We start from the raw sequence: 23,240 nt of genomic DNA, 5'->3' as shown, positions 1-23,240 counted from the left end.
TTCTTTCAACTCCTGGCTGTCATAGCTAAACAATCATTGGCAGTTTCTTCAACCACAGCAGTGACGAATTCCCGTGCGTCAGTGGTGCGAGAGATGGAATCAATTTGGGTGCGACAGAGTGCCAGAGCGCACTGTCCGGGTTTTGCAGGTCTAGCTTCTTCTGGAAGGGTTGCTAGTTCTAGGGTTGTACCGATCGTAAACAGGAGGGGTGCGTTCAGGAGTCGATGTTTTGGGAGAGAGCGAATTTCTAGTAAGGCTGCTGTAAGAACGAGATCGCTCTCTCCCATTTCACCCCAAGAGCTATCTAACAAGTCAGCCAGCCCAAAAAAACTTTTAGGCATCTGGAAGCTGGTAGACAGTATTTTATTTACGAGTAACGGGCGAAACCGGGTTGTATCGCCCGTTTCTAATTCATAGATCGCGACCGAACTGCTAAAGACTTCCCGCGCTAACAAGACAACTTGCACAGGCCAAGGTAGCTTAGTATAGGTTTGTTCTGCTGCCCAAGCAGTTACAATTCTGTCTAAATCCTCATTAGCAGCAACCCGCACCTCTAACGAACGCACTCGCGCTTCTAATTGGTTGAGTCTTGTACCAACTTGTTGAGCGAGTCGCTCGAACTGTTTGCTGAGTGCTAGCAGGGCTTGTTTTTGTTCTTGTAAGCTTCGCTTTTGTTGGCGAATGGCATCCCGCGCTTCTAGTAAAGATTGCTGGGTAACTTCCAAGGCAACTTGACTAATGCGAAGGGAATCACTCAGTTCTAGTACCCACTGATGTAGGGCTTCTTGACCTGCAATGAGGTTGCCATCGAGGAGGATTTGGCGTTGGCGATCGCTTCCATCCAATGTGTCCATCAATCGACCAAAAAAACCTCGATTCTTGCGATAGCGGATGATGTCTTTACTGACTTGAATACCATTAACCAGGTCAATTAGGGCTTTGTCACCAACAACAGGGATTCGGTGCTGAAGTTCTTCCAGATAGCGTGTAGACGGGCTTGGAGAACCAGTGGGGGGTTTCTGTAAACCAAATTGTTCAGAATAAAAAGTATTAGACATTGGTTCGATCTCAGTTAACTTGTGCTGTTTAATGGAGTACCTATAGTTGGATTAATTCTTTAAATAGATTTTCCATATCTATTTTAAATTCTTGCTCTAAATACTCATTAGCCCGCTGCTTTAGTCTTTCACCTCTTTGCTCAATTAATTGGTTAACCTGTTCGCTCAGTTCTGATAAAAAAACAGCATATTTAACCGCCGTTGTTCGATTCATTTTAATTAAGCTCAATCTACCCCACGCTTTTACTTGTTTCTTTTGATATTTCTCTACTGACTCGATTTCAGTCCTGAATAGACTTCCCCAAATTTTTATTCCATCTGGTTTAATAAAAATATTTGGTGAACTGCTATTTGAAGAAAAGTTATTTTGAAAGTAGTCTCTTACTTTTTTGCTAAACTTAGAAATTTCCTCTTCTAACCTATTTTGTAACTCTTGCCGCTTCTGCTCTAACTTTATACTGATATCTTGGGAGCTTACTTCTATTAAATTATCTAATTTTTCCTTGGTATAGTTCAAAGCATAATCATAAAATTCTTCTGCCTCTTCAGGAGTTTTTAAATAGACTACTCCTGTGGGAGCAAACTGTAATCTAGATAGTAACCAACGGCCAAAACGCTGTACGATATGAGCTTGGGGAAAGCGTTCTAAGTTATTCAATTTCACAAAAAAAGATGTAGCATATCTTGTGATAACGCTAGCTCGCTGGTACTCTTCATAGAAGAAATATTTTTCCAAATTTACCAAAGTTTTATTCTTGATAATTTCCAAGTCTTCCCGAATTTGTTCGTGGAGTAAAGGTTTAATTTCCTCCAACTCAATCAAACTTTTACGCCATAGGTCAATTAAAATCAAATCCTCAGCTATACTTCTAGCTTCCGACCTAAAACGTTTAGCAGGTTTGGTCACAGAGCTAGGCAGAGATCGAGCTTCATTACAAAGTTGTAAAAGGCGACTATTACTAATATTTAGTGCTGATTTCATGCACCGGGGGGCAGCGCGTTCAATCAGAGCATCAATTGCTGTTTCTAAGAAAGGAGCGAAGCTTGATTTTTTCCAAAGCTTTTGAGCTTTTTGCTGTAACTCTTCTACCGTTGCATCTTCTAGGTCTTCTTCCCAATCTACCCCGAATACTTCTTGAGCTAAAGGACGTGCTGTTTGTAATTTGGTCACTGCTATACGCGGATGCTGCTGCAATTCCATAAAAAAGTTAGCCGCCGCGAATGCAAATCTTGCAGATATTTCAAATACCCGTTCGGTATCATCAGTATCGCCGATTCCCAATTCAGATGCCACAAAACGCCGCACTTGTTCCGGAGTCATATCTCCTTCTCGGCGTTGGTCAACTTTATTGATTAAAACGTACAGGTTTTCCTTACCTCTTAACTCGATTGCTTTCTGTACTTCTTCTTTTATTTGTTCAGATGCTTGCGTTTTTAGTTGGGTGAAGTCCAGAACAATCAATACCATCGAACTTTTTTGTAGTTGTTGTTCTACAACAGCCGCTAGTCGATGTGTCCCCGCCTCATTTGGCCCTGGCGTATCGACAATTACTAAATTCCCCAGTTGTTCAGGTTGGTCAAATTTATAAGAAGTTCGCCAAAAAGGTGTGTGCAGGCGCGGAAAATCAGTGAGAGATTCAAGAGGTTCTATTTGTGGTGTAATTAGGTGGCACAGACGGATAATATCGTTCAGGTAAGTAAGTGTTTCGTTGACAGCTTTACACCCTGAAATTTTGGCAGGAATAGGAAACTTTTCCTGAACAAATATTGTTTGTATTAACTTTGCTAGATGGGGATAGTGATTAGTTTGTTTGAGTATTGATTCAATACCGGATTCAGTAATGGAATGCCTCACCGCCAACCACATCTGCTCAAATGTTGAGAGAAATTCGGGGCTTAGGATTAAGACTGGCTTTTTTAGTTTAGCATTCAATAAGATTTCAGTGGGAAGCATTGTCATTGCCGCATTGCGACTTGGCAGTAAAGGCTGACCGATAATTGCATTAATGATGGTGGATTTACCAGCCTTCATCGGTGCGACAATCGCCAGCTTCAGTTTTAGGTCTTGTACATTACGGCTAGCTTGAACAATTTCCTGCTGAAATTTTATATACTTCTGGCTAGCTTCCTCAGAGCCAACTGCTACACTGGTCTGATACATCAGGTCGCTGATTTTATCTAGCAACTCGATAACGTTTCTCTGTAGAGAGCAAAGATGAAATTTCAGCGCCTCAGAATCTACCGAAGTTTCTTTCATTTTGTCTTTTTCATCAATTCCATAGTGTATTCCAGATACTTGTCTGTCTTTTTAAGATATTCGTTAGCTTCTGGTACTAAAGAACTAAGTTCGCCCACCAATTTCTCTTTTTCTTCAAGAGAAAGCCGTTGGTCATTTTGTGCTTGTTTTAAACTATTTCGATAGTTACCTAAATAGTCTTCTAGAGCTTTAAAAAATTCACTAACTCGTTCTTGAAAATCTTCGTCAAGGTATTTATTTATTCCCTGGCTTATACTATTAATACCTGTTTCAATGGATTGGTTTACATCCTTAATTAACTCATCCAAAGAAATACTGTAATAACTCTCTTGTTTGTCAGGCCGCTTTACTTTTACTTTCTCTTCATAAGGAACAATCCAAAGCCAATGCCACAAATCACGTTTTTTTACTGTTTTTTCCTCATATCCCTGATCCACATAACGAGTTTTAGTATTGACACGAGCTTTAACCAACTGTAATTCGTCAGCTTTTAAAGCAGGTTGTGGTAACGAAAGATTTACATTAAAAGCTTCATTTAGACGAGTTCTCGCTCTTTCAATTATGGGCTTTGTCTCTTTTTCTAAAAAGTTGGACAAACCCGTGCGTGCTAGTTCAATTTCTTTGGCTGTTTCTTGACGAACTCCCGATAGCAAGCTGTCAGCCCTTTGCTTAGCGTATGTAATTGCTTGATTAGCAAATTCTTCTGCTTCTGCTTGGGTCTTAAATTCAAACAATCCAGAAGGTTTAAACTCTAACGTTGACTTCATTCGTTTAGAAACCCATTTAGGGAAAAACTCAAAGTCAGCAACTGTAGACAGCAACGAACTTCTTACTTCTATATCTATTTGTTTGATCCGGTCAGACCGTTGATATTCCTCTTTTACAAAATAGTCTTCAAGGCTAACTTTAGCGGCTTTTTTGAGGTCTTGAAGAATTTTTTGGAGATTTCGATTGAGTTGTGTCTTAATTATGTCTACTTCCTGCAAGCGTGTACGACAAGCTTCAAGACTTTTCAAATCTGTTTCTAATGAGCCAACTTCACGTTGTAGTTTCTCTGCATCTTGGGCAATGGCACGACTGCGGAGTTCTACATCATCCCGTAGTTCTACAAGTCGGCTACGACTGAGTTTGAGAGCAGAACTCATACATTGAGGAGCCGCTCGTTCTATCAGTGCCTTTATTGCTTTTTCTAAAAACAGGTCAAAGCCTGATTTTTTCCATAGTCTTTGAGCTTTTTTCTGTAATTCTTCTATCGTTGCGTCTTCCAGGTCATCTTCCCAATCAATACCGAAAACTTCTTGAGCCAAAGCGCGTCCTGTTTGCATCTGTTTAGGTGGTACAGTTGGATTTAGCTCTAGTTCCTGCATGAAGTTAGCCGCGACAAACGCTCTCCTACCAGCTATTTCAAACACCCGCTCGTCATCGCTAGGATCTCCAATGCCGAATTCAGCTGCCACAAACTGCCTCACCTGTTCCGGGGTCATGTCTCCTTCTCGGCGTTGGTCAACCTTATTAATTAAGACGTAAAGGTTTTCTTTACCTCGTAAATCAATTACCTTTTGAACGTCCTTCTTCACTTTTTCTGCTGCTTCCGTTTTTAGCTGCGTGAAATCAAGGACAATTAAAACAATTGAGCTTTTGCGAAGTTGCTCTTCTACTACCGCTGCTAGTTTGAGGTTTTCTCCTGCTTCATTTGGCCCCGGTGTATCGACAATCGCGAGGTTTCCCAGCTTTTCTGATTTCTCAGCTTCTTGAGATCGCCGGAAGGGAGTCTCAATGCAAGGTACATCCGTAAGTTGTGCTAAAGGATCGCTTAATGGAGCTATTAAACTACACAGACGGATAATATCGTTTAAACCTGTCAGAGCTTTGACAATCTGCTCGCGCCCAGAAGTCTTTGGACTGGTTAATAAGCCCCATATTCCATCCCGAATTTGCTCTGATAACTCGTTTAAATGAGGGTATTGCTCCATCTTTTTCCCAATTCCCTCAGTACCTAGTTCCCGAATTTGGCGCTGGATAGTGAGAAGTGTTTCTTGGAATACGGTTAAAATTTCAGGACTTAGCCTCAAAGCTGGCTCTAGTAACTCTGCATTAAAGACAATCTCAGTAGGAAGTGTTGTCATTGCAGCGTTACGGCTGGGCAGGATATCCTGACCGACAATGGCATTGACAATCGTAGATTTGCCAGCCTTCATCGGCGCGACAATGGCCATCCTCAATTCCAGTTTGTCCACATTCCGGTTAGCATCATCCACTTCCTTTTTGAAGGCTGCATATTTTTTACTATCCCGATCTGAGCTAAGGGCTGTACTGGCGCGATACATCAGGGTGCTGATTTGCCCCAGTAACTCGATAACGTCTGTTTGCAGATCTTGGACATTTGGCTTGAGCGGATTGGAAGTCATTTGGCCAGCCTTGTTGAGTGGTGAAGAAATACAGCCCTGGGAGGAGCTTTTCTTAGAATTCCCAGAAAACTCAGCCAGGATTAACTGCAACTATCTCGGCTCAATGCTTAATATAACCGCTAACGGCAATGCGATCGCGCAAATCAATCTCGACAAACGAATTAGGATAGGACGCGATCACTGATTCTGTAACTCTAGGTTATCAGCTTGTAAGTTATCCAACTCGGTATGTAACTTATCTAGGTAACTATCAAGAGTTACCTAGATAAGGAATCTGCAACAACTGCACAGCTTTACGCTTAGCTTCCTCGCCCCGCAAATCGTATTTTTGAGTCGTCGCCGGGTCAGCGTGTCCCGCCAACTTGCTTACCGTCAAAACATCCGCACCCGCGTCTAACAATTCGCTAATGAACGTGCGGCGGAAGTCGTGAGGCGAAAAGTCCAGCACTCCTGCTTGCACCCCCCGCTTCAGGAGAATTGCCATCACCGGTTGCAACCCTATGAACTCGCCTTTTATGATGCCCTGGCTCAAAACCAGAGTGCGCGGGACGTGATGGGACAAGACCAACTGCGAGAATTGGCGATCGTCCTGGTAGAACGGGTACGTAAAAACGCTTCTATCGACTGGAATCTCAAAGAAAGCGTCCGAGCCAGAATGAAGGTGATGGTCAAACGTCTATTGAGAGAATACGGCTATCCGCCCGATATGCAAGCTCTTGCGATCGAGTTAGTGTTAGAGCAGGCAAAGGTTTTCACCGAGTTTGAAGTAGAGACAAATCGTTCCTAATATTACGCAGGAAGATTAAAACTCAAGTAGCGAAGCTGTAACATAGAGATAAGGATGGTATAGGTTGCCAAAGGTAAAGGAAACCCGCCATTTTGAGTACAGTAGACCTCTTGCAAAAGTCCTTTTAATCAAATTTTGGGACGGGCTAGAAGCCCATCTCACAAGAAAAAAGATTTTTGTGGGACGGGCTGGAGAGCCCGTGCCAGCTATTTTCGCAAGAGGTCTACTTATCGAGTAGGGTTTTCTCTGCTGCTGAGAGATTGCCAGATTTGGAGCGAGCCAATCTTAGAATTTTTAGAGCTATTCCCTCGCTTTGGCGGTCTTTAATTTCTCGGGCGATCGCCAACGACTGCTGAGCGTACTCGATGGCTTTGGCGTAGTCACCGAGGGAAAAGTAAGCACTTCCCAGATTTTCCAGAGTCCTTCCCTCGCTGTGGCGGTCTTTAATTTCTCGGGTGATCGCCAACCCCTGCTGTTGGTAGTCGAGGGCTTTGGCGTAGTCGCCGAGGTGAGCGTAAGCAGTTCCCAGATTTCCCAGAACTATTCCCTCGCCTTGGCGGTCTTTAATTTCTCGGGTGATCGCCAATGACTGCTGAGTGTGTTCGATGGCTTTGGCGTAGTCTCCGAGGGAAGTGTAAGCAGTTCCCAAATTTCCTAAAGCGGCTCCCTCGCTTTGGCGGTCTTTAATTTCTCGGGCGATCGCCAACCACTGCTGTTGGTAGTCGAGGGCTTTGGCGTAGTCGCCGAGGTGAGCGTAAGCAGTTCCCAGATTTCCCAGAGCTATTCCCTCGCTTTGGCGGTCTTTAATTTCTCGGGCGATCGCCAATGACTGCTGTTGGTAGTCGATGGCTTTGGCGTAGTCGCCGAGGGAAGTGTAAGCAGTTCCCAGATTTCCCAGAGCTTTCCCCTCGGTTTGGCGGTCTTTAATTTCTCGGGCGATCGCCAATGACTGCTGTTGGTAGTCGATGGCTTTGGCGTAGTCTCCGAGGGAAGTGTAAGCACTTCCCAGATTTCCCAGAGCTTTCCCCTCGGTTTGGCGGTCTTTAATTTCTCGGGCGATCGCCAACCACTGCTTTTGGTAGTCCATGGCTTTGGCGTAGTCGCCGAGGGAAAAGTAAGCATTTCCCAGAGCTCCCAGAGCTATTCCTTCGCTTTGGCGGTCTTCAATTTCTCGGGCGATCGCCAATGACTGCTGTTGGTAGTCCATGGCTTTGGCGTAGTCGCCGAGGTTACGGTAAGCATTTCCCAGAGCTCCCAAAGCTTCCCCCTCGATTTGGCGGTCTTTAATAATTTCTCGCGCGATCACCAAACACTGCTGAGCGAAGTCGATGGCTTTGGCGTAGTCGCCGAGGTTATCGTAAGCATTTCCCATATCTCTCAGAGTCCTTCCCTCGCTTTGGGGGTCTTTAACCCTCTTTTGTCACTGTCCGAAAACAAAAATCAAAAGCACTGTTTAAAATTCTTACTGGGATGGGGTTTGTAGCTTTATTTTCTACTATGATAAACATAATCATTTCTTTTTGTCAAACTCTTTGCCTGCAAGGATTTCAGATAATAGACCTCTTGCAAAAGTCGTTTTAATCAAATTTTGGAAGGGGCTAGAAGCCCATCCCACAAGAAAAAAGATTTTTGTGGGACGGGCCGGAGAGCCCGTGCCAGCTATTTTCGCAAGAGGTCTAGTGAGGATAGGCGGGAAAGCTGTTAATTCTGATGAAGCTGTAGCTAGTTTTAAGCCCTGGGTCAAGATATGTACCTAACCTGACCTAACAGCACTTGTTTAGAGTCATAGATGAGGAAATACCCTTTCCCAAATCTATGACTCTAAACTGGTACGCCTCTCTTAGCCTTTATATAGGGCTTGCTGAAAAAGTCTGGAGAGCGAATAGCCTCGCGCCACACAGCTTGAAAAATAGTAGATCCGTCGCTTATTTTTCAAATTTACCCAGCAACTTCCCACGAAAGTGCAAGGGTTTTGAACCTCGCTTATGCTACACCTTGCACTTTCTCGCTCCACAAAAGATTAAAACCCTTATCTAGCCTGCCTTCTGCTTTTATTCACCGAGCCCTATATATTTTTAGCTGTGGCAGTTGTCTTAGGGCTTCTGGGATTTCGGTAATGTAATTTCCCTTGACCCAAAGCTCTTTCAAATTGGATAGTTGTCCGAGCGCTTCTGGAATTTCGGTAATGTTGTTGTAACTGAGCTGAAGCAGCGTTAGATTAGACAGTTGCCCGAACGACTTTGGGATGTCGGTAATTTCATTGTCACTGAGGTCCAGGGTTGTCAGGTTTGACAATTGTCCGAGTGACTCTGGAATGTTGGTAATTTCATTGTTCCGAATGTCCAGGGTTGTCAGGTTTGACAATTGTCCGAGCGACTCTGGGATGTCGGTCATTTCCATATTGTTACTGAGGTCAAGTATTCTCAGATTAGACAATTGTCCGAGCCACTCAGGGATGTCGGTAATATCGTTGTCCAGAAGGTAAAGCACTTCCAGATTGGACAATTGCTCAAGCGCTTCTGGGATCTCGGTAATTTTATTGCCTGTAAGGTAAAGCACTCTTAGATTGGACAATTGGCCGATCGACTCTGGGATGCACGTAATCTGATTTCCGCTGAGTTTGAGGTCTGTCAAATGCGTACACTTGCCAATCTCTGGTGGCAATTCCTCCAACCAAAGTCTCGACAAATCCAGTTCAGTCAATTCTTTCTCGGCTGCTTCATCAATTCGCGCCACTATTTCATCTAGTGTCATATCCTTTCTCTCTCCATAGTATTTAATTTATTGTGGCAATAAATTTAACTTACTGTTTTCCCCGCCTAGTAGTAGCACTTCCACGTCCTAGGCGGGGAAATTTGAGTCTCCTGATGTAGCAGCAAGGGTTATACGCTCTAGGCGGGGAAATAATGTTATCCCCGCCTAGAACAAGGTTTTGGAGTGAGTGGGGAATTACCCTTCCCGGTCTAAACCTCTAGCGAGATTTTTACGACTGGCCGCCATTGTCTTTTTCATAGTCACAATTAAAAAATCGGCCATCGGAAAAATAGCCGCCTGCCCGTCCGGCTGAGGACATCAAAGTCAGTGTGTCACGCGCTTGACACTACTTGGCGTTACTGATAGACAAAATGAAACGCCTGACACAAGGGATTCAACTGTTATGCCCAATCCTAAAGGACACGAAGACTCAATTAAAGATTCCCGCTGTTTGGGTTTGTACGAAGGCAGAGTATAACTAATACTTTGCCTCCTCAAACTGGGTTGTATAATCAGCTAATTTAGGATGCTTTTGTGCTTTCAAGCTTCCTCGAAAGCTACGTAGGGACTTATTTGTTACGTTTCTTAATATCACGTCCTCTGAATGCAGGTATCTCGGTTTTACCCCTATATTGTCGCCTTGCTGCTATTTCACCCAGGCGATCGCCACTAGCAGAGCCTATGAAGCAAAAACGCGGCGCACTTGCTTTGAGTTACCTATTTTGTTAGGTAACTTATTCCTTGTGGAAATCAGCGATCGCGACTATTGAAATTATTTAATCTTGAATAATCGGATATCCGAAAATCCGCATAACTGGTTATTTGAATTAACGGATAAGCGAATTAGTGGATTTTCAGAATTATGGTAATCTGCTAGAAAATAGAATTTCGAGGGAGGTGAGCCTCATTGCAATATACACAGTGGCATCCTTTAAGGGAGGCGTGGGAAAAACTACGACGGCCGTCCACCTGGCAGCTTACCTGGCAGCTAAGGGCGATGCAATTCTAATTGACGGCGACCCCAACCGCAGCGCGACGGGATGGGCGAAGCGAGGACAGTTGCCCTTTGAAGTGGTTGACGAGCGGCAGCAACAGTCCAGCCACACAATTTGCTGCTGTACTGGACTCTTTTGCAACAATTCCCGCAACCATCGCAGAGAAACTCCCCACTGATTCTTCCTGGGATCTGTATCGCTGGTCGCCAAAAAACCTTCAGTAACTCCACCCCGATTTTTTCGCAACCCATGACCGATAAAATACAGTAGAGCCGTCTGGGGGATGCGCTCTCCTACTGGATTAAACAACTGAATAATGGCATCCTCTAAAGCATCTGCCTGTACTAATGCTCCTGTTGCACCAGCAACCCGACGCTGCCCGTCTTGAATCGTTTCCGGCAGCCGTCGCACTCGAAACCCGCCATACTCTTCTAAGCGTTGCGCGATCGCTTCGGCATCGTTAGCAGGAGTCTTCAGATGTTTTGCCTTACTGCTTGAAGTATCTTTCAGGAAAGGATACTGGTTAATCCCTACTACCAGCGCATCTCGATTCATATTTATGTGGGTCGGTTGGCAGTACCTTAAAGTTGTGGTAGGGATAGCAGCTTGTTGGGAAAATTGGATATTTTGAAAATTTTGCCCACCCCTATATCCTAAAGCAAAACCTGTTTCTATTGGCTGTAAGCTGACTAAATTATTATTGGCAATACTGCCAAATTCTATGCGTCCTTGGGGGGCAGTTATTTGACCCCTCTGTAGCTGAATTTCACCGCCTACAATGGCTATGGTTTGTCCCCTTAGCACTTGGAGTCCGAAAATTTGACCTTTGCTATCGATCGCCCTAGATTGATTGACGATGCTGCCGGGATTTGAACCATATTGCAAGCCAATGGGTACGTTTACTCTGAGTAAAGAGGAGGGAGGATTAGGAGCGATCGCGCTAAATTCTTTCCCATCTGCCAACTTGACAGCACTCACTGTACTCGCCAAAAAGGAGCCACCAATATTTAAGCTGGCGTTGGGGCCAAAAATAATGCCGTTCGGGTTGAGGAGAAATAGGTTAGCAGTGCGATCGCACCATCCACTTCAGAAATTAGGCTATTAATTTTCTATCCCAGTATAAATATATCTCTGAACATTGCTATTGCTACTGCCCTTTCCTACTTTTTTTAAGTAGCTCTATTTTTCCGTAAATGTGAGATTGTACCTTTATTTTTCATGTAAATGTGAGGTTTTATGCACAAAAACAGTATCAACAATACTCTAGGTTGCTTAACACTGTGTGCAAGAAATAGCAAGCAAGCTCACAGCTATAAGTACCAATAGCAAAATAACTCACAAAAACTCATACTTTAAAGTTAAGAATTGTTAAGTTTTGCTTTCTTTTCTAATTCGGTACACTTCAGATTTATTTAAGGATTGAATTAAATTTATTTGAACGTAATAAATACCTTCCTTAATTAGACAAGGCTGAAAGTTGAAAAAATTGTCAAAAAGCAGGCTAAGAATGGTTGAGTTGCTCTACCTCAACTTTTGTGCTGCTCAATCTCAAATCAAAAATTGGCTAACCATCCCAAAGGATCGCTCCAAACGGGCTAATAAAAACCACTGATTGTGGTGATGTCAAATAAAAAGCATAGTCCCTAAGATGGCGTGTAAAGCACACGATAGGCACCGAATATAATGCCAAGAGTCAAGAAAATATCCAATCCGAATGTCATCCTGAGCATAGATTTTGGCGGTTTATCAACTCGCGCCTTTTACCGTAAGGGTTCAGAGATGCTGGCTCATTCATTAGTAATGGAATCCCAAGTTGGCACTATCAGCCAAGACACAGCCAATGCCTTCACGAAACCTAATTTAACATCGGCAGCCCCCGAAAATATTGCCTGGGTTGCCATCGGTGATGAATGCCGCGCTGTAGGTTACCTAGCGGCTTCCCAATTCAACGCTCACATCGGTTTAGCCGGACTCAAATACAGTACAGCCTTGTACAAAGCACTAGCAGCTTTGTGGGTAGCCTCTTGCAAACTAGATTTGGGCAATCAATTCAGCGCTGCGCTCTCCGTCTTCTTACCTCCAGGCGAGTTCAACGACTCCCAGCAGTTTTTTACACTGCTCAGGCAAGCAGCTAACGCCTTTGAAACGCCTTCCGGGATGATGCAGGTAACGCTAGACAAAACCCAGGCGCTTCAAGAAGGAGGCGGTATTTGTATTGCTTACAACAGCAAACTGGGGGCCGCTTTCAAGCACCAAGTAACAGCTTTCGTCATGGTAGGTTTCCGCAATGCCTCCGTCATTGTTTCAGCACGGGGAGCCGTAGGCAAAGGCAAAACCTCCGATTTAGGCATGGTGAGGTGCTGCGAGTTAGTGCAAGAGCGTACCTCTGGCTACGATTTATCTCGTTTAGCAACAGCCATAGCTACATCAGGCGATCGCTTTAACCGCCCTCCCTTCTACCGCATTGCTCGTAACCATGACGCAGGAGCGCGGGACACTGAAGTTGACCGTTTGATTGAAGCGGTGAAACTGGCAAGGAGAGACTACGCTCGAATCCTGACCAGTTGGCTAGATGAAGTGCTACCACCGGATCTAGATGAAATAGTGTTCTGTGGCGGTACTTGCGGTTATCTGGAGCCGGAATTGAGAGCATATGCCCGCGTTGCCTACTCTTGGCACGCTGGGATTACAGTACCACCCAACCTAGACCCTCAAGGCTTGGGATATCGGTTAGCAGACTTATGGGGGCTATGGAGCTATTTCAGTTCTCAATTCGCTGCAACTTCGGACTCTGGGAACCAGAAAATGAATTTAGCATTGGATGCCACTAACAGCGTTCAATCTGAAAACAAGCAAGACAATGACTACTTAGAGGTTGCTGATACCGACTGTTCTAGCGATCGCGCATTCGGACAAACCTTACCTACTCCTGTAACCGAATATGACCGCTCTAGTTCATCCCTTTTAAGTGCGGAAAGCGTAAGAGAGGGCGAAGTCTCGGCAGTAGCAGGCCCCTATCGATCGCCAAAGTTCAAGGAGCGTAATTGGGGAGAAATAGCAGGAGTGCGATCGCCTATCGTGGGACAGTCTAGCACAGCATTAGAGGAGGAGAGACATGGCTAAAGAGCGAACGAACTATTACCTGCGGTGTCAACCCTACGCTGACTCCCCCGACGGCATTTTACTCAATTATCTCCTGCACCATCCCGTTTACGACTCAAAGCGAGCAGCATTTGAGGCATTTGAGGCATTTTGGAAAGCTTTGGCGTATCAGGCGCAAAGTGCAGGTTCAGAAGAAGAAGTGCGGATACTAGGCTGGGATTGCATCAATTCTTTGCTCAATCAAGTTGATTACATTCGCACTCGCCTCGAACTCGACGGTTCGCAACTTGGAGCCTTGCTGGTTTCTCGCGGGTGCGCTCACCTCCCCGGCTACCTTCCCAGTTTTGTACCAAGTGCAGGTTTAACCACAGCAAGCGAGTCAGTTCCTTTTAAGCCATCTCGTCAATTTTCTCCTGCGCCACAAGCTACCAGTTCGGTTTTAGAACTAGAAGAGGTGACAGACTCAGAAGCCGACCCCAGCGAGGGTGACACAGTTAATCTAGCAGGATTCGATCCGGCGATGCTAGGACCCACCTTTAGCTAGGAATCTATTGAGATGATTTTTACCTTGTCCAAGGTTTTTATTTACGAGCAACATTGTGGAGATTTTTTATGACTAATATGATTCATTTAGTTGATGGAGAAATTGGTGGTGTTGGTAAGTCTATGTGGAGTTGCCTTCTCGTAGAGTACAACAACAAGTACGACTTTCTTTATACCCTAATTGATGGCGATGCTGGCAATCCCAACGTCCAGCAGCGTTATCCAGAGTCCGCGAAGATTATTACTTTGGCGGAAGATGAAGAAAACTTTGAGGCAGACATCATTTTCGAGACAGCTTTGCAGGCTCCTGTCATTGTCAATTTACCGGCTCGTGTTTCTTCTATCATAGATGGCTGGATTGAGACGGCGGGTTTGTTAACTGCTTCTTTTAAAGAAAAGTCAGGCATAGATGTTTGCAAATGGTTTTTGTGCAGTGGGCGTGCTGATAGTATCGAGATGTTTTTGGAATCAGTTAACCGCTTTCAAGGCCGACTGAAACACATTTTAGTCCGCAATTTTGGGGTGTGCAAAGATTGGTCTCACCTCAGCAGCCATAAAAACCTAAATAAGCTGCTTGAAGAACACAGCATTTTAGTTGTTGACTTGCCTAAACTCAGTGCTTTAGAACGAAGGTTGCTCGACACTAATAAAAGCCTGTCTCTAACAGGTGCGCTATCACATCCCAGCTTTCATTTACTCAACCAACAGCGAATGTACACTTTTCTAGAAAATACTTGTGATGCAATTGAGGCAACAAGAATTTTCAATCAAGCTCCCTATCGACCTAATCTAAAAAGCGAGAATCGTTCACGGTCAGTAGTGGTACAAGATATTAAGAAACAGCCATCAGATGAAGCTGTGTTAGATACCGAGGAACATCAGTCGGCAGGAGCCGTACCAGATTCTACCACTTGAACTGAGAAACTATTGACAGAGTTTGACCGCGCCGTAAGCATCGCCCCTTCAGGAGTCGAGAGGGGTGGGAGTGTCACTGTAATTTCAGGGATTATGAGAGGAACTTATGTCAGATGATGCAACCGGAGTTAGCGATAGAAAGATTGAAAATTTGTCAGAAGTTGAGCTTAATCATGATTTTTCTGAGGAGACTGTAGAGCATTTAGTAAATGATGAGAATTTGGAGGGTGAGGAAGATGAAAATAGTGACTCATATTTGTGGCAGCAAATAGACCAGGAGTTAACTACTGCTAAAACTTCTGCGGGAGATAACTTGTTCAAATTAGCTGCACCGCCGGCTTTTGAGCATGAGCGTGAGTCTCTTATCAGTCAGGCACTCAAGGGCAAAAGTGCTGAATTTCGTTCCGAAGTTATTAACAATGCTTACCGCTACGGTTTGGATAAAAATGACCCTTTGTTTATTGTGCTTCTAGCAACGGGTCAGCTTGAATTGCTCCTCGAAAAAAAGCCTCAAGAAATCGATAGGTTTTTCAAGAGTTGGGAGTCAAAATGGCAAGCGGAATTAAAAGACTCTGAAGCTGTTATCTCTCAAGAACTAGAACAAGTACGGCAGCTAATTGATAACTGGGAACAGGATAGCCGGGAGTTTTTAGAACGACAGGGTAAAGCAGCAGTCAACGTACAGCACCGAAAGATTGCTAGTTCAGTTAAAACGTTAGTTCAGCAAGCTGCTTTAGAGAAAGTTGCTCACGATATTTGGTCAGTAATTTTTGGAAGTACAGCCGTATTAGGGGCAATAGCCATCGGCGTGTTTATCGGGTTGGCAATTCCCAAGTTTACTCCAGCAACACCCCTCGATCCAAAAGGGCCTCGCCAGTTAACTCTCAAAGAAGCTGTGGCAATGAATTGGGGGTTGAGTGCTGAAGGACAATTTGCAATGAAAAATGCAGAAGCTATAAAGTGGGCTATGAGTAGTGATGGAAAATATGCTCAACAATTTATGAGTTGGAATCAAGCTTTGTTGAGTGAAAAAAATGGAAAAATGTTGTGTGAAAGTGAGGTGAATCGATTGGGAGTGACGCTAACTGTAGAAGGTAAAGCGGCGACAGATGGCTTCTGTACTTTGTGGACGAGAAATCCTAAAGAGCGAGTTTTTGTTCCCTAATGAAGGGGAAGAGGAAGGGGAAGGGGAAGGGAGTAGGGAAAAAGTACAAAGAGGCAACAAACAAGTAGGAAGGAAGTAAGCGTCAAATTCTCCCCTTCTCCCCCTCCCCCACTCTCCCTTCCCCTCTTCCTTCCCCTTCGTTCTGTAACAATTGAAGCAGGTCAATTTGTGAGTCAATAAGCAGATTTGAACGTATTTGTCACGTAAGGAGAATTTATGAAAAACCCAAAGTATATTCAGCAGGATGCTAATAAAAATTTACCCGAAGTCTCTATTCCGATTGATAATTCACTTGATGCAATGGTGTGGAAATACTGTGCCAGCCGAAATTTTCCAATTCCCGAACACATAAAAATCGTTCTCAGTTCTTTCTGGGCTCCTTTTGCAGCAAAGGCAGCAGGCAAATCCCCCGAACGAGTCAAGGCAATTGCTCTTTATTCGTTGAGGCAATTATCATCTCAACAGCAATTAATCGAGTCAATATTTGGGGTTAAGCAGGATTAAAAGCAGGGGAAGGGGAAGGGGAAGGGAAGATAGATTTTTGCTTTTCTTTCTTTAATAAAAGCTAACAATAGCCTGCGTTTTTCCTTCCCTTCCCCTTCCCCTTCCCTTTCATATTGTCAAAGTCCCGTTGAATTAGCCGACTTTCAAAACATCCTCAATGATTAGCGAAACCTGCTGTGGTTGATTCTCAAGCTGCTTTTTAATTTGTGTTTTCAACCAATCTGTGGGTGCGTCTTTTTTGTTGAGTTTAAGACGAATGGGATCGCTTTTAGACAAAGTTGAATTGAGTGCTCGAATAACGGTGCGGCATTGTCGAAGAGTGAGGCTATCGACTTGAATGAAGGGTTGATTTAATGGGTCAGCATCGAGTTGAATATTAGAAGCAAATTCGGCTTGAACTTGTAGCGAAGAGGTGAGGCGCTGTTCTTCTGTGGGTTCTGGAGTTGCTGCACATTCGGCAACAGCAGGAAAGGAAGCAATTTCATTGAGAAGAGGCACAAAATCTGGGGCAAGTTCTGCTGAGAGTTTTTCAGAATGATTCATCCGCTTCGATGCTAACAGCGTAGCGAGATAGTGAACAATTAAGCCACCGTAACCAAAAATTACCACAGTTTCAATTGCGAGGGTGAGAAAATGCTGAATAGGTTGATACATGATTATAAATTGCAAGTGGAACATCTCTAAAACGCGCTCGCGTTTAATATCAAAACCTTACTAAAGTCTTCTGAGAATGCGATCGCAAATATCGCAAAGGGAACTGGTGCGGTGGGTGGGCGGGTAAATAAAATCCTGCTTGGAGCAGGATTTTATCCCCTTTATCGGGGGTCGTCATTGATTACTTGACAAAATCATCAATCTCTTCATTATCGTCAGTTGCCTTTTTCTTATGAGAAGCTTTGACTGCCGATTCGATATAACGGAAGTGCAAGTCAATCACTGCTTGCTCAGATGAAAGCCAGTAAACATTGCTCAAGATTTCTTCAAGCATCTCGTCAGCCGAGTAGCCTTCATATTGCTTGTTAAACCAAGTATTGAACGCTTCCCAGTCAAGAGCTTTACCTTTCTGCAACTGTCGTTGTTTGGCACGTCCCGTTAACTCGCGGGCAACGTGCAAAAACATCTCGAAGCGCTGTTCTTCAAGAGTTTCTGCAAATTGCTTTTGCATCGGAGTTGGAGCGGATTTGCGATTAGCCATGATTAACCCTCAAGCGTGTTTTTTATTCACAACTAAAGCGACGACAGTTCGCTAATTACAATTAATTCAAAAAAATTAGTGGTGGGTGGGTGGGTAAAATCCAATTCACAACCAAGGTCAAAATTTCCTTGATTGTGAATTTGTTGGGTATGCTTCCCAGAGCGTCCTGATTCGGACGGTGGCGACAATCATTACCCAGCATCGCAATTCGTGGAAAAGGCTTCGATAGAGGCAAAAAAATGCTCTGCTTTTTCAGCAGAGCTTTCTAATCAAACTTTAGCGATTATTCGTCGTCTTCCTCAAATTCTTCGTCTTCGTCTAAACTAAAATCATCCTCCTCATCGTCATCATCCTCATCCTCATCGCCTTCGGAGTCTTCGTCTTCGTCATCAATTTCATCGAGTATGTCATCAATTTCATCATCTTCATCATCGAGTTCGTCGTCCTCATCGAGTTCTTCAGTATCTTCTTCTGAGGATTTAGCTAACTCATTGCGACGCTTTAAGCTTTGAGCATTGAACTCCATTAAATCGGCAATGGCAGCTTGTGGATTGTCAGCAATTGTATCGTAAAGTTGGCTCATCGCTAAGGCAACAACTTCGACACCATACTTGAGTTCATCGGGTCGGCCAACTAGCTTGGGAAACACAGTATTGTTCCACTCTTGCCAGTCGAACTTTTTACCATTGCCATTGCCGTTGCGCTTGTTCAACTGAGCTTGAATATCCAATCCCAGTTTTTCGCGAACTGCGTGGCCAACCTTTGTCGAAATACGGCTATCGCGACGCTGGATTGTCACACCGTACTTCTTATGAATTGTATTCCGAATCTGTTTGACTAGCTCGCCAGCAAGTTGCTCCGGGCTGAGGTTAGATTGAGGTTTTGATTTGGCTCCATTGTTACTGCCGACTGTTTGACTGTTCTGCTTTTCAGACGGTTTAGATTTAGCAGGCACTGGTGACTGAGAGCGAATAGGAGTGGCTGCGGTTTGTTTTTTAGTTGCGACCATGATTGACAATTTAACTTGTTTAACATCAATTTATTAGTGCCGTTAGGCACAATTACCCCCTCTGGTTGAGGGGGCGTATTTCGCTCATTAGCAGGAAGTTAAATCTTAATTATGTTAGTTAAATTATTATGTTAAACATCCTGTATTTAGTTGTATATGAATCATGAAAAATTTCAATAATTGGTCAAATTTAAGAGTTATTCAAACTCCCATTGTTGCCCTCGAATATTACAGTGCCGATCGCCAAAAAATCTTGTCATCATTTCATCAGTACGCCAGTGAGTGTTGTTTACCTGTTTATTATTGGAATCCTGGCTATGCAACTCTTCAACAGGTGCGGTGTTTAGATAAACATCTCCCGACTTTAGGTTGTCATTCAGATAGGACAAGCGTTTCAGATATTTCCCAGATGTATAATAGTGAATGCGTCTTATGTAAAACTGAGCTATCTGTCGAGAGTGATGTCCTGCAATTTCTGCTGGAAAATGACTGCCCCGGTATCTTTTTGTTAGAGGACATTTTGGAGTCAGACAGTACCGAACAGCCTCTTGTCCGACGTTATTCTCAATTGGCTAACGCATTCTTTGAGCTGAAAGGGCGTTGGGCCGACCAATATTGGGTACTGCTGGGCGAGTACATCCAACTGCCATCAAAGCTAAGTCCATTAATTCCTCTACTCAAATGTCCGTTACCCGATCGTTTTGAAGTCGAAGTTCTTGTAGATAATTTTTGCGATCGCAATTGTTCCCTTGATTTTGGTTTAGATGCGGTAGCTGCTAAAAAGCGGCTGGCTGTGTCTAGTCTAGGGCTGCCAACTGCTGAAATTGAATTGGTGTTAGATCGATCGCTCTCTGTGACCGCTTCAGTTGTCCAAATCGCACAGTTGGTATTGGAGCATAAAATATCGCAACTTCGAGACCAGGGGTTGGAGTTCATTGCTTCTCCAGACGTGCCTCATGCTGGCGGTTTAGATTTATTAGACGCTTATTTGAGCGAAGTCGTAAAGCTGTCAGAAGCTGATGCCAAGAAATATCACCTCAGACCTCCCAAAGGAATGCTGCTGTGGGGGCCGCCGGGGACGGGCAAAAGTTTGAGTGCAAAGCTAGCTGCTAAGAAGCTAGGTTATGCGCTTTTAGCAGCAAGTTGGGGCAATATTCTAGGTTCTTCTAATCCCGATCGCGCTCTCAACAAAATGCTGGATACAGCCGATAATTTGGGCGGCTGCGTGCTGTTTTTTGACGATTTTGACAAGGGTTTTTCTGGCTGGGAATCAAATGCTGATGGCGGTGTAGCTAGGCGGCTGTCGCAGAAATTGCTCACATGGATGCAGGAGCATGAAAGCCCCGTGTTAATGTTAGCTACTGTTAACCGCTTAGAAATGCTGCCGGCTGAACTTATCCGCAGATTTGACGACGGCGGAATCTGGTTTGTCGATTTGCCACACAGCGGCGCTCGCTATGAGATTTTCAATTTGCACTTAGCTAAGTATTTCCCAGAGCAGTTTGGGGAAGGAAAAGAGAACCTTTGGAGCGACAGGCAGTGGTATTCACTACTATCTGATTATGCGGGAGCAACGAGTGCTGAAATTGCGATCGCAGTTAAACGCTGTGCTGAGCGAGCTTATTGTGAAGGGCGACCTGGTAAAATTGAATTGGCCGATCTGCGTTATCAGAGAACTCAGTTTGTGCTGTCGTCTGAGCGTTCTTCTGAAGATATCCAGGGGATTCGTAATAAAGCGTCCTTTGCTCGACCTGCAACTGGTCGCGATCGCTCTTTGTTTGCAGCAGGAGAACAAGAATTGTTTGAGTACCGGCCACCTGCTTACGATCCAATTTGATTAAGGATTAGACTCTCCGTTTAGTGATATTGAAATGTCAAACCGGGATACAGGCTGGATACACCGTTCTAGTAGAATCGTCCAGTCTGTATCTCGGTTTAATAATAACCAGTACATCCGGTTAACAACAGATGCACTGGTTATCGTATAAGCTAAGACTTAACTTGGACGTGGTAGCCGCAATTTTCAAGGCATAGTTTGACTCCCTGCCAAGTTAATCCAGTTTCTGCTTCAAGCGGAACCGTTAAAGCATTGGTCGTGTAGCCGTGATCGCCCTCCTGCCTGATAACGCTATATTCAGCTTGTTGCAGCATAGCAATGGCATATTTTGATAGTTTACCAACAATATTTGCGGCTTTGTTGCTAACTGTGAGAATTACATTCATTTTGATTTGAACTCAAATCTTCACTTGCACCACAACAATCGTTGTTTATGGGTGGGAGGTTGGGTAATATCAAATTTGCTTACATCGGAATTAGTCCTCTTTTTCTCTTTCTCTGCGTTCTCTGTGCCTCTGCGGTTTTTTAATGATTAAATGTAACCAAAAACGAGATCAAAAATCGTCGCCCCTTAATCTATTACCCTCCCCAACTTTCAATCACATTAATTTCTACTTGGCAAGGAATCGGAGAAAGAAACTTATTCCCGGCTCTCACCATACATTTTTCAAGCATTGCTTTAACTGACGACACTTTTTCAAAAGGACACTCGATTAAAATTTCATCGTGAACGACACAAACCAGTCTCGCCCCCGTGTAACTTAGAGGCTTAAACAATAGAGCAAGAGCGAGTTTAGTAATGTCAGCACTCATCCCTTGAATGGGGTTATTTAACATCTCATTAAGTAACGGCTTAGTCTCTTTTGACCATAATCTCCTTCTGCCTAAAACGGTGCGACTTTCTCGAATACCTCGGCTCCATGCGCTCCGAACTTTGGCGTGAAATTGTTTGATACCTGTATAGGATTCAAAGAACTTCTTACGAAAGTACGAAGCTTGTTCCAGCGTTAAAATGACTCCATGCTCTGCTTGAGCCATAAGCTTAAATTTCCTAACTCCCATGCCATAAATTAAACCGAAGTTAATAATTTTGCCGAGTTGTCTATCTTCGATAGTAATTTCAGCTAAAAGTTTTCCCAACACCAAGGAAGCTGTCAAAGAATGCAAATCTTCTCCTTGAGAGTAAGCTTTCACCATCCTAATATCCCCTGACACTTTCGCCATAATTCGCAGTTCAATCTGGCTGTAATCAGCTTTAAGTAATACGTAACCGGGTGCAGCTTTAAAACACTGCCTGGTTTCTTTATCTCTGGGGATATTTGTTAAATTAGGCTTTCGACAACTAAACCGCCCTGACCTAGCACCAATCTGAAACCAATTAGGATGAATGCGCCCTGTAATTGGGTGAATATGTTCTGGTAAACCCAGAGAAAAAGTGTTGATGCGAGCAAATAAACTGCGATATTCTAAGAGTGCTTGAATAACGGGATACTCGCCCTGCAAAGGAATTAAGTGTTGAGAATTAGTGGAAGTAACAGGAATGCCTTTCTCTTGCAAAGCCACTAAGACTTGTTTCGGAGAACGAGGATTAATTGTATCTGTAAATTCCGGCAGTAGAGAGATTTGTTTATGAGGGTTAGGTCGATGGAGTTGTGAATTAATTTGTCTTAAAAGGGAATCGCGTTTAGTCGCGAGTTTCTCTCCTAAAATACCCCACTGTTCTCTATCTAAAAGCATTCCATTTAGTTCCATAGAAGCCACCGCAGGCAAACAGGCAAATTCTAGTTTCGCAGTCTGCCAAAGTTCTGCTGAATAAAGCTGGCGGTGAAGTACCTCACATAGCGGTAGTAAAATTGCAGCATCAGTAGCAGCATATTGCAGTTGAGTTCTACTCAGTTCTCCCGACCAGTCGCTAACCTGCTGTGCTTTGTCTAGCTTAACTTTCAGCAATTTATCAGCAACAGCTTCCAGAGACGAAGTGCGCTTGAGTCCGGCTGTCAGCACCCGGTAAGCCAGATAAGTATCAAAAAAAGGCTTGGATGGTGAAAGCCCAGCCCTAGTCAGCATCAGCCAGTCAAACTTGAGGTTATGTCCAACTTTGAGGGCATTTCCGGCTAAGAGGGAGCGCAGGGGGCTGAGATCGGTGGGCGCGATCGCAAAGAGATCGACGATCGCTACTGGCATACCGGGAATAGCAAGCTGTACGAGGCGAACTTTAGCTCGGTATGGGTCAATTCCAAAAGCGGTTTCGCAGTCGAGTCCAAAGCATGAAGCTTGTTGAAATGGTTTAAGAGCTAATTCTAATTCTGAACCACTATTTAACAGTTGATAAGGAGTTTGAACTAGGTTAAGTTTCATTTGAGGGGGAGAAGGATTAATTTCAATGACATCGACAACGGCTCCAGCAGATTGCAATTTTCTAGCAACAGCGCCTTCTCCGGCTGTCGGATCTAACGCTACAATGCCAGGAGTGACTTGAGCATATTTTAACATTTCTTCTAAAACAAATTCTGATGATGGAAACCACGAATAAGGTGGATTAGTTAATAGTTTCTCGTACAGGTTTTGAGGATGGATAGGTAAAGAATTCATAATGCCAGGATTAGTTAATAGTTTGTTGGCAACCGCAATCGGTAGCAAGCTATTGCTAAAGAAGATTGTTGTTTATAGTTAAACCTATCCCCCTCCATTAGGATCGATCCAGTTGAGCT

The 23,240-nt window shown here is 44.0% G+C and carries 19 protein-coding genes and 1 pseudogene; 8 read left to right on the top strand and 12 right to left on the bottom strand.

The window, feature by feature from the left end; translation table 11 throughout:
* Positions 1-5: 5 nt before the first annotated feature.
* The 4 genes from QUB16_RS03755 to QUB16_RS03740 all read right to left on the bottom strand — a co-directional run bounded on the left by QUB16_RS03755 (position 6) and on the right by QUB16_RS03740 (position 6,207).
* Positions 6-1,058 carry a diguanylate cyclase regulator RdcB family protein gene (locus QUB16_RS03755; protein ID WP_333314112.1) on the bottom strand — a complete coding sequence of 351 codons (1,053 nt, stop codon included), beginning with the start codon at positions 1,056-1,058 and terminating at the stop codon, positions 6-8.
* 40 nt (positions 1,059-1,098) lie between these two features.
* Positions 1,099-3,315: a dynamin family protein gene (locus QUB16_RS03750; RefSeq protein WP_333314111.1), complete on the bottom strand. Its 2,217-nt coding sequence runs from the start codon at positions 3,313-3,315 to the stop codon at positions 1,099-1,101.
* Entirely contained in the window at positions 3,312-5,723 is a 2,412-nt protein-coding gene (locus QUB16_RS03745) for a dynamin family protein (RefSeq protein WP_333314109.1), read from the bottom strand. Before QUB16_RS03745 ends, QUB16_RS03750 begins: the two co-directional genes overlap by 4 nt.
* A 250-nt stretch (positions 5,724-5,973) precedes the next feature.
* A complete protein-coding gene (locus QUB16_RS03740) occupies positions 5,974-6,207 on the bottom strand; it encodes a site-specific integrase (protein WP_333314107.1) in 234 nt (77 codons plus the stop codon).
* 6 nt (positions 6,208-6,213) lie between these two features.
* Here QUB16_RS03740 and QUB16_RS03735 point away from each other — a divergent pair, with 6 nt between their 5' ends.
* The gene (locus tag QUB16_RS03735) at positions 6,214-6,510 is read left to right on the top strand and encodes a type I restriction enzyme endonuclease domain-containing protein (RefSeq protein ID WP_333314106.1); all 297 of its coding nucleotides are present in this window, start codon (positions 6,214-6,216) and stop codon (positions 6,508-6,510) included.
* 223 nt (positions 6,511-6,733) lie between these two features.
* Here the strand turns inward: QUB16_RS03735 and QUB16_RS03730 are convergent, their stop codons facing one another.
* Positions 6,734-7,882 (bottom strand): tetratricopeptide repeat protein, encoded by a 1,149-nt coding sequence (locus tag QUB16_RS03730; protein ID WP_333314104.1) that lies wholly within the window; start codon positions 7,880-7,882, stop codon positions 6,734-6,736.
* A gap of 683 nt (positions 7,883-8,565) precedes the next feature.
* A complete protein-coding gene (locus tag QUB16_RS03725) occupies positions 8,566-9,264 on the bottom strand; it encodes a leucine-rich repeat domain-containing protein (RefSeq protein ID WP_333314102.1) in 699 nt (232 codons plus the stop codon).
* A gap of 846 nt (positions 9,265-10,110) precedes the next feature.
* Here QUB16_RS03725 and QUB16_RS03720 point away from each other — a divergent pair.
* Positions 10,111-10,437 carry a ParA family protein gene (locus tag QUB16_RS03720; protein ID WP_333314099.1) on the top strand — a complete coding sequence of 109 codons (327 nt, stop codon included), beginning with the start codon at positions 10,111-10,113 and terminating at the stop codon, positions 10,435-10,437.
* Here QUB16_RS03720 and QUB16_RS03715 read toward each other — a convergent pair.
* Positions 10,401-11,315: pseudogene (locus tag QUB16_RS03715) on the bottom strand (two-partner secretion domain-containing protein); the annotation flags it as partial. The gene QUB16_RS03720 and the pseudogene QUB16_RS03715 sit on opposite strands and share 37 nt — an antisense overlap.
* A 627-nt stretch (positions 11,316-11,942) precedes the next feature.
* On the opposite strand from QUB16_RS03715, the gene QUB16_RS03710 reads away from it, so the two are divergent.
* The 5 genes from QUB16_RS03710 to QUB16_RS03690 all read left to right on the top strand — a co-directional run bounded on the left by QUB16_RS03710 (position 11,943) and on the right by QUB16_RS03690 (position 16,488).
* Positions 11,943-13,382: a ParM/StbA family protein gene (locus tag QUB16_RS03710; protein WP_333314097.1), complete on the top strand. Its 1,440-nt coding sequence runs from the start codon at positions 11,943-11,945 to the stop codon at positions 13,380-13,382.
* The gene (locus QUB16_RS03705) at positions 13,375-13,905 is read left to right on the top strand and encodes a hypothetical protein (protein WP_333314095.1); all 531 of its coding nucleotides are present in this window, start codon (positions 13,375-13,377) and stop codon (positions 13,903-13,905) included. Before QUB16_RS03710 ends, QUB16_RS03705 begins: the two co-directional genes overlap by 8 nt.
* A gap of 68 nt (positions 13,906-13,973) precedes the next feature.
* Positions 13,974-14,819: a mobilization protein MobD-like protein gene (locus QUB16_RS03700; RefSeq protein ID WP_333257340.1), complete on the top strand. Its 846-nt coding sequence runs from the start codon at positions 13,974-13,976 to the stop codon at positions 14,817-14,819.
* Between the two features lie 106 nt (positions 14,820-14,925).
* Positions 14,926-15,984, top strand: a complete 1,059-nt coding sequence (locus QUB16_RS03695) for a DUF6753 family protein (RefSeq protein ID WP_333314093.1) — start codon at positions 14,926-14,928, stop codon at positions 15,982-15,984.
* A gap of 216 nt (positions 15,985-16,200) precedes the next feature.
* Positions 16,201-16,488 carry a hypothetical protein gene (locus QUB16_RS03690; RefSeq protein WP_333054956.1) on the top strand — a complete coding sequence of 96 codons (288 nt, stop codon included), beginning with the start codon at positions 16,201-16,203 and terminating at the stop codon, positions 16,486-16,488.
* A gap of 132 nt (positions 16,489-16,620) precedes the next feature.
* Here the strand turns inward: QUB16_RS03690 and QUB16_RS03685 are convergent, their stop codons facing one another.
* The 3 genes from QUB16_RS03685 to QUB16_RS03675 all read right to left on the bottom strand — a co-directional run bounded on the left by QUB16_RS03685 (position 16,621) and on the right by QUB16_RS03675 (position 18,692).
* Positions 16,621-17,142 (bottom strand): hypothetical protein, encoded by a 522-nt coding sequence (locus QUB16_RS03685; protein ID WP_333314091.1) that lies wholly within the window; start codon positions 17,140-17,142, stop codon positions 16,621-16,623.
* 181 nt (positions 17,143-17,323) lie between these two features.
* Positions 17,324-17,683 carry a hypothetical protein gene (locus QUB16_RS03680; RefSeq protein WP_015179737.1) on the bottom strand — a complete coding sequence of 120 codons (360 nt, stop codon included), beginning with the start codon at positions 17,681-17,683 and terminating at the stop codon, positions 17,324-17,326.
* Positions 17,684-17,966: 283 nt separating this feature from the next.
* Positions 17,967-18,692, bottom strand: coding sequence for a hypothetical protein (locus QUB16_RS03675; protein ID WP_333314089.1), 726 nt, complete (start codon positions 18,690-18,692; stop codon positions 17,967-17,969).
* Positions 18,693-18,855: 163 nt separating this feature from the next.
* Between QUB16_RS03675 and QUB16_RS03670 the strand changes: the two genes are divergently transcribed.
* On the top strand, positions 18,856-20,529 hold the full coding sequence (locus QUB16_RS03670; protein WP_333314088.1) for an AAA family ATPase: 1,674 nt from the start codon (positions 18,856-18,858) through the stop codon (positions 20,527-20,529).
* A gap of 152 nt (positions 20,530-20,681) precedes the next feature.
* On the opposite strand, the gene QUB16_RS03665 is transcribed toward QUB16_RS03670, so the two are convergent.
* Complete coding sequence (locus tag QUB16_RS03665) at positions 20,682-20,915, bottom strand: hypothetical protein (RefSeq protein WP_333314087.1); 234 nt, start codon at positions 20,913-20,915, stop codon at positions 20,682-20,684.
* A gap of 193 nt (positions 20,916-21,108) precedes the next feature.
* Positions 21,109-23,121, bottom strand: a complete 2,013-nt coding sequence (locus QUB16_RS03660; RefSeq protein WP_333314085.1) for a bifunctional 3'-5' exonuclease/DNA polymerase — start codon at positions 23,119-23,121, stop codon at positions 21,109-21,111.
* Between the last annotated feature and the right edge of the window lie 119 nt (positions 23,122-23,240).

Source organism: Microcoleus sp. D3_18a_C4 (assembly GCF_036702415.1).
GTDB lineage: Bacteria > Cyanobacteriota > Cyanobacteriia > Cyanobacteriales > Microcoleaceae > Microcoleus.
The sequence above is the reverse complement of the archived record's forward strand: the minus strand, read 5'-3'. Positions and strand labels throughout refer to the sequence as shown.

Coding starts and splice junctions, on each gene's coding strand:
- QUB16_RS03755 (WP_333314112.1), bottom strand. CDS start 1,058: ATGTCTAATACTTTTTATTCTGAACAATTTGGTTTACAGAAACCCCCC.
- QUB16_RS03750 (WP_333314111.1), bottom strand. CDS start 3,315: ATGAAAGAAACTTCGGTAGATTCTGAGGCGCTGAAATTTCATCTTTGC.
- QUB16_RS03745 (WP_333314109.1), bottom strand. CDS start 5,723: ATGACTTCCAATCCGCTCAAGCCAAATGTCCAAGATCTGCAAACAGAC.
- QUB16_RS03740 (WP_333314107.1), bottom strand. CDS start 6,207: ATGGCAATTCTCCTGAAGCGGGGGGTGCAAGCAGGAGTGCTGGACTTT.
- QUB16_RS03730 (WP_333314104.1), bottom strand. CDS start 7,882: ATGGGAAATGCTTACGATAACCTCGGCGACTACGCCAAAGCCATCGAC.
- QUB16_RS03725 (WP_333314102.1), bottom strand. CDS start 9,264: ATGACACTAGATGAAATAGTGGCGCGAATTGATGAAGCAGCCGAGAAA.
- QUB16_RS03710 (WP_333314097.1), top strand. CDS start 11,943: ATGCCAAGAGTCAAGAAAATATCCAATCCGAATGTCATCCTGAGCATA.
- QUB16_RS03705 (WP_333314095.1), top strand. CDS start 13,375: ATGGCTAAAGAGCGAACGAACTATTACCTGCGGTGTCAACCCTACGCT.
- QUB16_RS03700 (WP_333257340.1), top strand. CDS start 13,974: ATGACTAATATGATTCATTTAGTTGATGGAGAAATTGGTGGTGTTGGT.
- QUB16_RS03695 (WP_333314093.1), top strand. CDS start 14,926: ATGTCAGATGATGCAACCGGAGTTAGCGATAGAAAGATTGAAAATTTG.
- QUB16_RS03690 (WP_333054956.1), top strand. CDS start 16,201: ATGAAAAACCCAAAGTATATTCAGCAGGATGCTAATAAAAATTTACCC.
- QUB16_RS03685 (WP_333314091.1), bottom strand. CDS start 17,142: ATGTATCAACCTATTCAGCATTTTCTCACCCTCGCAATTGAAACTGTG.
- QUB16_RS03680 (WP_015179737.1), bottom strand. CDS start 17,683: ATGGCTAATCGCAAATCCGCTCCAACTCCGATGCAAAAGCAATTTGCA.
- QUB16_RS03675 (WP_333314089.1), bottom strand. CDS start 18,692: ATGGTCGCAACTAAAAAACAAACCGCAGCCACTCCTATTCGCTCTCAG.
- QUB16_RS03670 (WP_333314088.1), top strand. CDS start 18,856: ATGAAAAATTTCAATAATTGGTCAAATTTAAGAGTTATTCAAACTCCC.
- QUB16_RS03665 (WP_333314087.1), bottom strand. CDS start 20,915: ATGAATGTAATTCTCACAGTTAGCAACAAAGCCGCAAATATTGTTGGT.
- QUB16_RS03660 (WP_333314085.1), bottom strand. CDS start 23,121: ATGAATTCTTTACCTATCCATCCTCAAAACCTGTACGAGAAACTATTA.